An 11,886-nucleotide genomic window follows, 5' to 3' on the forward strand; every position below is an offset into this window, starting at 1 on the left:
ACAACAGCTTTGAAACAGAACGAAAACCAAACGAAGAACCGACGCAGACGATGACCAACCGCTCCACCAACACCACCGGCACTGCCGGCGCTGCCAGCACTACCGCCGGCGCCTTTCAAACCGGCACCGACCGCAAGGGCAGCCTGGCCGCCTTCAAGGGCCTGCTTCCCTTCCTGCGCCCGTACCGCCGCCAGTTCTTCCTCGCCGCCATCGCGCTCGTGGTGGCGGCCGGCGCGACGCTGGCGATCCCGTATGCGTTCAAGCAGATGATCGACCTCGGCTTCGGCGCCGCCGCCGGCGCCGAAGCCAGGAGCATCCGCCACGTCGACGCCACCTTCCTGGCGCTGTTCGGCGTCGCCACCGTGCTGGCGCTGGCTACCGCGGCGCGGTTTTTCACCGTGTCGTGGCTGGGCGAACGCGTCACCGCCGACATCCGCAGCGCCGTATACACGCACGTCGTCAACCAGAGTCCGGAGTTTTTCGAGACCACCCAGACCGGCGAAGTCCTGTCGCGCATCACCACCGACACCACCCTGATCCAGGCGGTGGTCGGTACCAGCATCTCAATGGCGCTGCGTAACATATTGCTGTTCGTCGGCGGCCTGATCATGCTGTTTTTCACCAGCGTCAAGCTGTCGTCGATTATCTTGGGCCTGCTGGTAATGGTGGTGGTACCGATCGTGCTGTTCGGCCGGCGCGTGCGCAAGCTCTCGCGCGATTCGCAAGACCGCATCGCCGATGCTTCCGCAATGGCCGGCGAAATCCTCAACGCGATGCCGACCGTGCAAGCATTCACCCACGAGCATATCGAGTCGTCGCGGTTCAAAGCTTCGGTCGAATCGGCGTTCGGCACCGCCATGAAGCGCATCCGCGCGCGCGCGCTGCTGACGATGGTGGCGATCGTGATGGTGTTCGGCACCATCGTCTTCGTGCTGTGGCTGGGCGCACATGCGGTGCTGGCTGGCACCATGACCGGCGGCGACCTTGGCCAGTTCATTTTGTACGCCTCGATCGTGGCCGGTTCGATCGGCGCGCTGTCGGAGGTAATGGGCGAGGCGCAGCGCGCTGCCGGCGCCACCGAGCGCCTGCTCGAACTGCTGTCGGCCCGCTCGAATATCCAGAACCCGGCCCCGGCACAGCGGCTGCAGCTGCCGGTGCGCGCCGCCAACGGTGCCGCGCTGGCCTTGAGCGACGTCAGTTTCAGCTATCCGTCGCGCCCCGACACACTGGCGCTGGCGCAGCTGTCGCTGACGATCCGGCCGGGCGAAACGGTGGCCGTGGTCGGCCCATCGGGGGCCGGCAAGACCAGCTTGTTCCAGCTGCTGCTGCGCTTCTACGATCCGCAGTCCGGCGCCATCAAGCTCGACGGCGTCGACATCCGCCAGCTTGACCTGCACTCACTGCGCGACGCCATCGGTATCGTGCCGCAAGATACCGTCATCTTTTCCGCCGACGCGATGGAAAACATTCGCTACGGCCGCGCGGGCGCCAGCGACGCCGACGTCATCAAGGCGGCCAAACTGGCCGCGGCCCACGAATTCATCGAGCGCCTGCCGCAAGGTTACAAGTCCTTCCTGGGCGAGCGCGGCGTGCGCCTGTCGGGCGGACAGCGCCAGCGCATCGCGATCGCCCGCGCTTTGCTGAAAAACCCGCCGCTGCTGCTGCTCGACGAAGCGACCAGCGCGCTCGACGCCGAATCGGAACGGCTGGTGCAAACCGCGCTCGAGGCGGCGATGGTCGGGCGCACCACCATCATCATCGCCCACCGCCTGGCGACCGTGCAGCGGGCCGACCGCATCATCGTGATGGAGGACGGGCGCATCGTCGAAACCGGCACCCACGCCACGCTGGTGGCGCACGGCGGCATCTACGCCAACCTGGCGGCGCTGCAGTTCCACAGCGTGCACGTGACGCCGCATGAGGCGACGCCCCAAGCAGCGGCATGAGAGGCTCCGTGCGTTGCTGCAAGGCAACATAAGTTCACAAAATGAATTTTCCGCTTTTTAATTGCAACTCCACTGTTATATTGTCGGTTGATTCTTCAATCCGAACAACAACCGGTGGACTTACATGCGCAGCAGTAATTTTAATCCCGCCAACTGGGGGGTCGGCTCCAAGATCAGCGCCTTCACCTTCGGCCTGGTCGGCATCATCCTGGGCAGTTTGGTGGTTGCGTTCGGCATGACCACGTCGACACTGCTGCAGTCGCGCGCGCAGGCCGCCGTTGCCAGCGACCTGCGCGGCGTAGTCAACATGGTCGAGATGTTCAACAAAGCGGTCAGCAGCGAGGTCGGCGGCTTTGCCCGCATGCTGGCGGCCAGCTACCAGCCGCAATTCGCGCTCGGCACCGGCGACGGCATCGATGTCGCCGGCAAACAGGTTCCGGTACTTGAAAATGACGGCAAGGTCGTCAACCTCGATGCCACCGTCGTTGACCGCTTTACCTTGCTGACCGGCGGCAACGCGACTATTTTCGTCACCAGCGGCGACGATTTTGTCCGCGTCACTACCTCGGTGAAGAAAGAAAACGGCGAACGCGCGAACGGTACCCTGCTCGATCGCGCCCATGCTTCCTACCCGCTGCTGCGCGCCGGAAAAAGCTATGTCGGGTTGGCGACCCTGTTCGGCAAGCAGTACATCACCCAATACGATCCCATCAAGGGCGTCAACGGCGCGGTGATCGGGGTGCTGTATGTCGGCGTCGATATTTCCGCCGAAATGGCGGCGCTGAAGGCGAAGATCAAGGACATCAAGGTCGGCGATAGCGGCTACTTCTATGTGCTCAATGCGGCGCCGGGGAAATCCTACGGCGACCTGCTGGTCCACCCTGTCAAAGAAGGCGGAAATGTCCTCGCAAACAAGGATGCGAACGGTCGCGAATTCGTCAAAGAGATGTTGGAGAAAAAAAATGGCGCCATTACCTACCCATGGTTGAATGCCGAAAAGGGCGAGACTCGGGCGCGCGACAAGATGGTCGGGTATGCCTTCTTCAAGGAATGGAACTGGGTGATTGCCGGCGGCACCTTCGAGGACGAAATCACCAGTGAGTCGTCACAACTGCGCAACCGCTACATTGTGTTCGGGCTGATCGCCCTCGGCCTGTTCGCGCTTGCGCTTTACCTGGTGGTGCGCGCTATCGTCACGCGGCCGTTGATGTTGGCGCGCGACGCCGCGGTCCAGATCGCGAAGGGTGACCTCACCACCACCATCGACAGCAGCCGGCGCGACGAGATCGGCGCATTGGCGCAGGCGATGAACGGCATCAGCCGCAACCTGTCGTCGGTCGTCGGCCAGGTGCGTGACGGCGCCGAGCAGATTGCTACCGCTTCACGCGAAATCTCGACCGGCAACCTCGACCTGTGCACCCGCACCGAACAGCAGGCGTCGAACCTGGCCGCCACCGCTACCTCGATGGAGCAGCTGACCATCACCGTCAAGCAGAATGCCGACAACGCCCGCCAGGCCAACCAGATGGCGCTGAACGCCTCGAACGTGGCGCAAAAAGGCGGCGCCATGGTGACGCAAGTGATCGACACCATGAACACGATCAACCAGTCTTCGCACAAGATCGTCGACATCATCGGGGTAATCGACGGGATTGCCTTCCAGACCAACATCCTGGCGCTGAACGCTGCGGTCGAAGCTGCCCGCGCCGGTGAGCAAGGCCGCGGCTTCGCGGTCGTCGCCAGCGAGGTGCGTAACCTGGCGCAGCGCAGCGCCGCAGCGGCGAAAGAGATCAAATCGTTGATCGGCGCTTCGGTCGGCCAGGTCGATGCCGGCAGCAAGTTGGTGAAAAGCGCCGGCGTGACGATGGAAGAAGTACTGGCCAGCGTCGCCCGCGTTACCGACATCATGGCCGACATCAGTGCTGCCAGCGCCGAGCAGAGCGGCGGCATCGAACACGTCAACCGCTCGATCAGCGAGATGGACGAGGTGACCCAGCAAAATGCCGCGCTGGTCGAAGAGGCGAGCGCCGCAGCTGAAGCAATGCAGGATCAGGCCGCCACGCTGGCCGGCGCCGTAAGGCTGTTCAAGCTCGAACCTGCCACGCATGCCCGTGCCGGCTTGCCTGCGGCGCCGGCGCCGAGGGCGCTTCGTCGTGCCTGAGCGGCTTTGCGGACAAGATGATTGGGTGTACAGTGGCAATCCTTGCTGACAGGAGTTTGCCTTGACCGACGCCGAATTGCTCCAGACTTGCCGCATCGTCTTCCCCGGCCACCGGGCAAGCACGCCGGCGCAAACGTTTGGCGCGATGGCCGCCTGGTGCGAGCAGAATAACGTCGCCCACGACGTCTACGGTAGCGGCGCGCTGATCGAGGCGTTCGAGCACAAGATTGCCGAGCTGCTCGGCTTTGAAGCGGCGGTGTTCTGCATCAGCGGCACGATGGCGCAGGTGACGGCGCTGCGCCTGGCCTGCGAGGATCGCGCCAGAGCCCTGGTGGCGCTGCATCCGACCTCGCACATCATCGTGCACGAGAAATCAAACTACCAGCTGCTCGGCCACTTTCATGCCCTGCAGGCCGGCGAGCGCCACCGACCGTGGAGCGTTGACGACCTGGCGGCGATTCCCGACCAGCTTGGCGCCGTTGCGATGGAAGTGCCGATGCGCGAAATCGGCGGCCAGAACCCGTCCTGGATCGAACTCGACGCCATCAAGGCGCACTGCCGCGGGCGCGGCGCCCACCTGCACATGGACGGTGCCCGGCTGTGGGAGGCGGCGGCCGGCTACGGCCGTTCGCCGCGCGAGGTGGCGCACGGCTTCGACTCGGTCTACGTCTCGCTGTACAAGGGCATCGGCGGACTTGGCGGCTCGATGCTGGCCGGCAGCGCCGAGTTTGTCGCCCGCGCTGCCGAATGGTTCCGGCGCGAAGGCGGCAACCTGATCCATCGTTCGCCCTACGTGGTGTCGGCGGCGATGCAGTTCGACGCGCGCCTGGCCGCCATGCCGGCATATTTTGCGCGCACACAATGGCTCTACGAGATACTGCGCGCGCACCCTTCGATCAAGCCGAACCCCGCCCGGCCGCAGGCCAACATACTGCATCTGCACCTGCCGGCGTCGCGCGAGAAAGCGCTGGCGATTCGCAACCAGCTAGCCTGTGACCATGGCATCTGGCTGTTCGGCCGCGCCGCGCACGGCGCGCTGGCCGACACCTGCGTCGTCGAACTGTACGTCGGCGACAACCTGCTGGACATGCCTGATTCGGCCGCGGTTGAAGCGCTGGCGCTGCTGTCGGCTGCCCTGGCTGCATAAAACAATCACCTTTATATAGATAGCGAGCCCGCCATGCGCCAATACCTCGATTTCATGCGCCACGTGCGCGACAACGGCAGCGTCAAGCTTGACCGCACCGGCACCGGCACGCGCTCTGTGTTCGGCTACCAGATGCGCTTCAATCTGGAGGACGGCTTCCCATTGGTAACGACCAAAAAGCTGCACCTCAAATCGATCATTCACGAACTGATCTGGTTCCTGCAAGGCTCGACCAACATCGCCTATCTGGAAGAAAACGGCGTCTCGATCTGGAACGACTGGGCCGACGCCGACGGCGAGCTGGGACCGGTCTACGGCTACCAGTGGCGCAGCTGGCCGGCGCCGGACGGCAGCCACATCGACCAGATTTCGCAGGTGCTCGACCAGATCAAGTACAATCCGGATTCGCGCCGCCTGATCGTCTCGGCCTGGAACGTGGCCGACGTGCCGAAAATGAAACTGCCGCCGTGCCACGCGCTGTTCCAGTTCTACGTCGCCGACGGCAAGCTGTCATGCCAGCTGTACCAGCGTAGCGCCGACATCTTTCTCGGGGTGCCGTTCAACATCGCCTCCTACGCCCTGCTGACCCATATGGTGGCGCAGCAGGCCGGGCTCGGTTTGGGCGATTTTATCTGGACCGGCGGCGACTGCCACTTGTATGCGAACCACCTCGACCAGGTCGAGCTGCAACTGTCGCGCGCCGAACTACCGCTGCCGCAACTGCTCATCAAGCGCAGGCCCGATACCCTGTTCGACTACCGGTTCGACGATTTCGAGATTGCCAACTACAGCGCGCATCCGCACATCAAGGCGCCGGTCGCAGTGTAAGCAGCCGACGCATCTGCTGCCGTATCGTTTCTGATTAAGGTGCCAGCAGCGCCCAGGGTAAACACGCTGACCACCTCGGCCAGCGCAGCCGCCTGCACCCGCAACGACCCAGCCGCCGCTGCCGCCTCTTCGACCAGCGCCGCATTCTGCTAGGTCGCCGAGTCGATCTGCACGACCGCCTGGTTGACCTGTTCGATGCCGGACTGCTGCTGCAGGCTGGCGGTGCTGATTTCGGCCATGATGTCGGTCACGCGCGTCACGCTGTCGACGATGCCTCTCATCGTCGCGCCGGCCTCGCCGACCAGCCGGCTGCCAAGGTTGACCTGCTCGACCGAAGCGCCAATCAGCAGGTTGATTTCCTTCGCCGCGCTGTTCGAGCGCTGCGCCAGGCTGCGCACTTCTTGCGCCACCACCGCAAAGCCGCGGCCCTGGCCGCCTCCACCGCCGCAATGAGGGCCAAGATATTGGTCTGGAACGCAATGCCCTCGATGACGGCGATGATGTCGACGATCTTGCGCGAGGCGCTGTCGATCGCCCCCATCGTGTCACCACCGAGGCCACCACGTCGTAGCCCTTGCCGGCGACTTCAAGGGCCGACGTCGCCAGGGCGTTGGCCTGGCGCGCGTTGCCGGCATTCTGCTTGACGGTCGACGTCAGCTCCTCGATCGACGCGGCGGTTTCTTCGAGCGAACTGGCCTGCATTTCGGTGCGCGCCGACAGGTCCATGTTGCCGGTGGCGATCTGGTCGGACGCCGCCGCCATTGTCTCGGTGCTGGCGCGCACCAGGGTGACGATGCCGTGCAGGCTGGCGCGCATGTTGCCGAGTGCGCGCTTGAGGCGCCCGGTCTCGGTGTCATCCTTCGGATCGACCGCCAGCTCGCCGGCGAGGTCGCCAGTGGCGATGCGCGCGGTAAAGCCGATGGCCTCGTCGTCCAGTATGGGGTGTTGCTAGTTGCAAATACGTTGCCCCGCAAATTAGTCCGATTAAAATATATTAATAACAATAGAATTGTTGTAAATTGTGCCTACAAGACCACAAAATATTAAAAACACATCGTTGTTATGGATGAATGCTAAAGTTTTGCACGATCGCGCTGCCGCGTGATCCGGAATCTCCGCGCTGTGGCCCAGGTGACCTCAAGCCCTTGCCGGCTGCTAGAATACGGCTCAACTTCCACCTTCAGGCACGCCCCCATGACTATCGCCACCCGCCTCTTCACCGAACCTCCGGTGCTGTCGTGAACGCCACCCACCTGACCCTCATCGTGGCATTCGACGCGCAACGCGGCATCGGCATCCGCAACACACTGCCGTGGCATCTGCCGGAAGACTTGGCGCACTTCAAGCGCGTCACCTCCGGCCATCCGATCATCATGGGCCGCAAGACGTTCGACTCGATCGGGCGGCCGCTGCCGAACCGGCGCAACATCGTCATCACCCGCAATCCGGCCTGGCGCCACGACGGCGTCGAGGCGGCCGCTTCGCTCCTTGATGCCCTCGCCCTGATCGGCGGCCAGCGCGGCTTCATCATCGGCGGCGCCCAGGTATTCGCCGAATCGATGGACATCGCCGACCAGATGATCGTCACCGAGATCGGCCATACCTTTGAATGCGACACCTTCTTTGCGCCGCTGGTCCCCGGCCAGTGGCGCGAGAGCGCGCGCGAATCCCACCATTCGAAGGCGAATGGCTTCGATTACTCCTTCGTGACCTACGATAAAGCGAACTAAGCATGTGATGATCGGCGCCTGCGCGGTGGCCGTTGCCCTTGCGAAAACGGGGGGCATTGCTTTGCTGCTCGATGAAATGGTCTGGATGGCCACCCCGCAGACAAATTGTGCGGCAGCAATCGAGCTTATAGGCTAATCTGATTCAAACTTTTTTCACCGGATTGCAGGCATTTCTGCCAAACTCCGCTTACTTTTTTTCTTCGGTGCCGTGAGCAGCGTCCCGCCTCCCCGGCGTGGATTGCGCTCACGGCGCTTCGCTTTGGAGCTGTCAATGAAATTTCGTTTCCCGATCGTCATCATCGACGAGGATTTCCGTTCTGAGAACACCTCCGGCCTGGGCATCCGTGCGCTTGCCGCCGCGATGGAAAAGGAAGGCATGGAAGTGCTCGGCCTGACCAGCTACGGCGACCTGTCCCAGTTCGCCCAGCAGCAGTCGCGCGCTTCGGCCTTCGTGCTGTCGATCGACGACGAGGAATTCGGCGGCGGCTCGCTGGAAGAGACCAATTTTGCGCTGACCGCGCTGCGCGCTTTTGTAAAAGAGATCCGCCACAAGAATTCGGACATCCCGATCTACATCTACGGCGAAACGCGCACCTCGCGCCACATCCCGAACGACGTTCTGCGCGAGCTGCATGGTTTCATCCACATGTTCGAGGACACCCCCGAATTCGTCGCCCGCCACATCATCCGCGAAGCAAAGTCCTACCTCGACGGCCTGGCGCCGCCGTTCTTCCGCGCGCTGGTGAACTACGCCAACGACGGTTCGTACTCGTGGCACTGCCCCGGCCACTCCGGCGGCGTGGCCTTCCTAAAGTCGCCGATCGGCCAGATGTTCCACCAGTTTTTTGGCGAGAACATGCTGCGCGCCGACGTCTGCAACGCGGTCGAAGAACTCGGCCAGCTGCTCGACCACACCGGCCCGGTCGCCAAGTCCGAGCGCAACGCCGCCCGCATCTTCAACGCCGACCACTGCTACTTCGTCACCAACGGCACCTCGACCTCAAACAAGATGGTGTGGCACTCGACGGTGGCGCCGGGCGACATCGTTGTCGTCGACCGCAACTGCCACAAGTCGATCCTGCACTCGATCATCATGTGCGGCGCTATCCCCGTGTTCCTGATGCCGACCCGCAACCACCTGGGCATCATCGGCCCGATCCCGCTGGAAGAATTCACGCCAGAGTCGCTGGCCCGCAAGATCGAAGCGAACCCATTCGCGCGCGAAGCGGTCAACAAGAAGCCGCGCATTTTGACCATCACCCAGTCGACCTACGACGGCGTGGTCTACAACGTCGAAACCCTGCGCGAAATGTTGGACGGCAAAATCGACACCCTGCACTTCGACGAAGCGTGGCTGCCGCACGCCACTTTCCACGACTTTTACAAGAACATGCACGCGATCGGCAAGGACCGCCCGCGCGCCAAGGAGTCGATGATCTTCTCGACCCAGTCGACCCACAAGCTGCTGGCCGGCCTGTCGCAGGCTTCGCAGGTGCTGGTGCGCGAATCGGAAACGGTGAAACTCGACCGGGACGCTTTCAACGAAGCCTACCTGATGCATACGTCGACATCGCCGCAGTATTCGATCATCGCTTCGTGCGACGTCGCCGCGGCGATGATGGAGGCGCCTGGCGGCACCGCACTGGTGGAAGAATCCATTTTTGAGGCGCTCGACTTCCGCCGCGCCATGAAAAAGGTCGACGCGGAATTCGGCGCCGACTGGTGGTTCAAGGTGTGGGGGCCTGATACCTTCTCGGAAGAAGGCATCGGTACCCAGGACGACTGGATGATCCACGCCGAGGACGACTGGCACGGCTTCGGCAACCTCGCCCCCGGCTTCAACATGCTCGACCCGATCAAGGCCACCGTCGTCACGCCCGGCCTGTCGCTCGACGGGCGCTTTGGCGACTCCGGCATCCCGGCGTCGATCGTCACCAAGTACCTGGCCGAACACGGCGTCATCATCGAGAAGTGCGGGCTGTATTCGTTCTTCATCATGTTCACGATCGGCATCACCAAGGGCCGCTGGAACACGCTGGTCACCGCGCTGCAGCAGTTCAAGGACGACTACGACAAGAACCAGCCGCTGTGGCGCATCCTGCCAGGCTTCGCCGGCGCCAATCCGCGCTACGAGGCGATGGGCCTGCGCGACCTGTGCCAGTCGATCCACGACTTTTACAAAATCTACGACGTCGCCCGCCTGACGACCGAGATGTACCTGTCGGACATGATCCCGGCGATGAAGCCGTCCGACGCGTTTGCCAAGATGGCGCACCGCGAGACCGACCGCGTGCCGATCGAGGAGCTCGAAGGGCGCATCACCGCAATCCTCTTGACGCCGTACCCGCCGGGCATTCCGCTGTTGATCCCGGGCGAGCGCTTCAACAAGACCATCGTCGACTACCTGCGTTTCGCGCGCGACTTCAACGAGCGCTTCCCCGGTTTCGAGACGGACGTGCACGGCCTGGTGAAGCGCGAAGTCGACGGCCGACGCGGTTATTTTGTCGACTGCGTCAAGAACTGACCCCCAGTTTTTCAGTCGCGGCGTCAGCAAATAAAAAGAGCCTCGCAGGCTCTTTTTATTTTGGGTGCAATCGACTCAAGCCCTCGGCAACGTCACTCCACTTTGCCCCTGGTATTTTCCACCGCGGTCCTTGTACGAAGTCTCGCACACTTCATCGCTCTCGAAGAACAGCACCTGCGCGCAGCCTTCGCCTGCATAAATCTTGGCCGGCAGCGGCGTCGTGTTGGAAAACTCGAGCGTCACGTAGCCTTCCCATTCCGGCTCGAACGGTGTCACGTTGACGATGATGCCGCAGCGCGCGTAGGTCGATTTGCCCAGGCAGATCGTCAGCACGTTGCGCGGGATCTTGAAGTACTCGATGGTGCGCGCCAGCGCGAACGAATTGGGCGGGATGATGCAGACATCGCTCTTGACGTCGACGAAGGAGTTCGAATCGAAGTTCTTCGGATCGACGATGGTGCTGTTGATGTTGGTGAAAATCTTGAACTCGTCGGCGCAGCGGATATCATAGCCGTACGACGAGGTGCCGTACGAGATCATCTTGCGCCCGTCGGGGCTTTGGCGCACCTGGCCCGGTTCGAACGGTGAGATCATGCCGGTTTCGAGCGCCATGCGGCGGATCCATTTATCGCTTTTGATTGTCATCGCTGGGCTTTTCAAAAAAGGGTAAGTCGGGGAAGCAGGGGCTGCGCAAGGCGCGCCGAATGCCCGGGATTTTACGCGAAAAGCAGCATGGTTTTGAAATTATGCTGTTGCCAGCAGTTCGGCGATCATCGCGCCCGTCAGTTGCGCGGCCAGCCGCGGCGACTCCATCGGAAACAGGTGGCCGCCCTTGATTTCGGCGAAATGTCGCCCGACCAGTTTGCGCGTTGCATCCAGCCCGGCCTGGCGCAGCTCGAGCGAGTTGTCGCCGCCGACAAAGCCGATCGGCACCGGGAACGGCGGACGCACCAGCGCGCCCAAGTGATGCGGCAGCGAGCGGTAGATGGCGGTTTCGACTTCGCGCGAAAAGCGCAGCTGCACGCCATCGGGGTGCGGCACCAGGCCATGTTCGATGTAGTCGGCCAGCACGCCGGGCGCCCACCCCGCAAAGATATTTTTCGCGGCGAAATGGCGATAAGCCGCATCCGCATCGGGCCAGACGGTGCGCCGCCGCCGCGACGCCTTGGCCGGCGAAAAATGATCGTCCCAGCGGCGCGTCTTCGCTATCCGCAGCAGCCACGCGCGCCAGCCTGCCACCACCGGCGAATCGAGCATCACCACGCAGCGCGCCAGGTCCGGGCGCTGCTTCGCCGCCATCAGGCTGAGCATGCCGCCGAGCGAATGGCCGACCAGGACCGCCGGCTGGCCGTAGGCTTCCAGCCGGGCGATCAGTTCGGCCACCAGTTCCGGCCAACCGTCCGACACCGCAAACGCCGCGTCGTGACCGACCATGTCGGTCGTATGCACATGAAAGTCCATGCGCAAACCATCGAGAAAATGGCGATAGACGCCGGCCGGGAAGCTGTTGCCGTGGGTGAAGTGCAGCAGTGGTTTTTTCATAAGTGCAA

The 11,886-nt window shown here is 62.9% G+C and carries 8 protein-coding genes and 1 pseudogene; 6 read left to right on the forward strand and 3 right to left on the reverse strand.

Translation table 11 applies throughout. The annotated features are described in order from the left end of the window. Window positions 1-50 precede the first annotated feature (50 nt). From CR103_RS05000 to CR103_RS05015, 4 genes are all read left to right on the forward strand, one after another. Window positions 51-1,946, forward strand: a complete 1,896-nt coding sequence (locus tag CR103_RS05000; protein WP_099914915.1) for an ABC transporter transmembrane domain-containing protein — start codon at window positions 51-53, stop codon at window positions 1,944-1,946. Between the two features lie 124 nt (window positions 1,947-2,070). Continuing rightward, window positions 2,071-4,107 carry a methyl-accepting chemotaxis protein gene (locus tag CR103_RS05005; RefSeq protein WP_099914916.1) on the forward strand — a complete coding sequence of 679 codons (2,037 nt, stop codon included), beginning with the start codon at window positions 2,071-2,073 and terminating at the stop codon, window positions 4,105-4,107. 61 nt (window positions 4,108-4,168) lie between these two features. Further along, window positions 4,169-5,254 carry a threonine aldolase family protein gene (locus CR103_RS05010; protein WP_099914917.1) on the forward strand — a complete coding sequence of 362 codons (1,086 nt, stop codon included), beginning with the start codon at window positions 4,169-4,171 and terminating at the stop codon, window positions 5,252-5,254. A gap of 33 nt (window positions 5,255-5,287) precedes the next feature. Then, window positions 5,288-6,082: a thymidylate synthase gene (locus tag CR103_RS05015; RefSeq protein ID WP_099914918.1), complete on the forward strand. Its 795-nt coding sequence runs from the start codon at window positions 5,288-5,290 to the stop codon at window positions 6,080-6,082. Here CR103_RS05015 and CR103_RS23225 read toward each other — a convergent pair. Next, a pseudogene (locus CR103_RS23225) lies at window positions 6,040-7,009 on the reverse strand (methyl-accepting chemotaxis protein); the annotation flags it as partial. The gene CR103_RS05015 and the pseudogene CR103_RS23225 overlap by 43 nt on opposite strands. A gap of 311 nt (window positions 7,010-7,320) precedes the next feature. Here CR103_RS23225 and CR103_RS05025 point away from each other — a divergent pair. Both CR103_RS05025 and CR103_RS05030 read left to right on the forward strand, forming a co-directional pair. After that, window positions 7,321-7,812 (forward strand): dihydrofolate reductase, encoded by a 492-nt coding sequence (locus tag CR103_RS05025; protein WP_229442810.1) that lies wholly within the window; start codon window positions 7,321-7,323, stop codon window positions 7,810-7,812. A 271-nt stretch (window positions 7,813-8,083) separates the two neighbouring features. Continuing rightward, entirely contained in the window at window positions 8,084-10,336 is a 2,253-nt protein-coding gene (locus tag CR103_RS05030) for an arginine/lysine/ornithine decarboxylase (protein ID WP_099914920.1), read from the forward strand. A gap of 75 nt (window positions 10,337-10,411) precedes the next feature. Here CR103_RS05030 and dcd read toward each other — a convergent pair whose 3' ends face one another. Then, window positions 10,412-10,981, reverse strand: coding sequence for a dCTP deaminase (gene dcd / locus CR103_RS05035; RefSeq protein ID WP_099914921.1), 570 nt, complete (start codon window positions 10,979-10,981; stop codon window positions 10,412-10,414). Between the two features lie 99 nt (window positions 10,982-11,080). Next, a complete protein-coding gene (locus tag CR103_RS05040) occupies window positions 11,081-11,878 on the reverse strand; it encodes an alpha/beta hydrolase (RefSeq protein ID WP_099914922.1) in 798 nt (265 codons plus the stop codon). Between the last annotated feature and the right edge of the window lie 8 nt (window positions 11,879-11,886).

This window comes from Massilia psychrophila, from assembly GCF_002760665.1.
Lineage (GTDB): Bacteria > Pseudomonadota > Gammaproteobacteria > Burkholderiales > Burkholderiaceae_D > JAFCUW01.

Bases quoted from the DNA above. Each gene is read 5' to 3' on its own strand.
- CR103_RS05015 (WP_099914918.1), top strand. From the start codon at position 5,288: ATGCGCCAATACCTCGATTTCATGCGCCACGTGCGCGACAACGGCAGC.
- CR103_RS05005 (WP_099914916.1), top strand. From the start codon at position 2,071: ATGCGCAGCAGTAATTTTAATCCCGCCAACTGGGGGGTCGGCTCCAAG.
- CR103_RS05030 (WP_099914920.1), top strand. From the start codon at position 8,084: ATGAAATTTCGTTTCCCGATCGTCATCATCGACGAGGATTTCCGTTCT.
- CR103_RS05000 (WP_099914915.1), top strand. From the start codon at position 51: ATGACCAACCGCTCCACCAACACCACCGGCACTGCCGGCGCTGCCAGC.
- CR103_RS05040 (WP_099914922.1), bottom strand. From the start codon at position 11,878: ATGAAAAAACCACTGCTGCACTTCACCCACGGCAACAGCTTCCCGGCC.
- dcd (WP_099914921.1), bottom strand. From the start codon at position 10,981: ATGACAATCAAAAGCGATAAATGGATCCGCCGCATGGCGCTCGAAACC.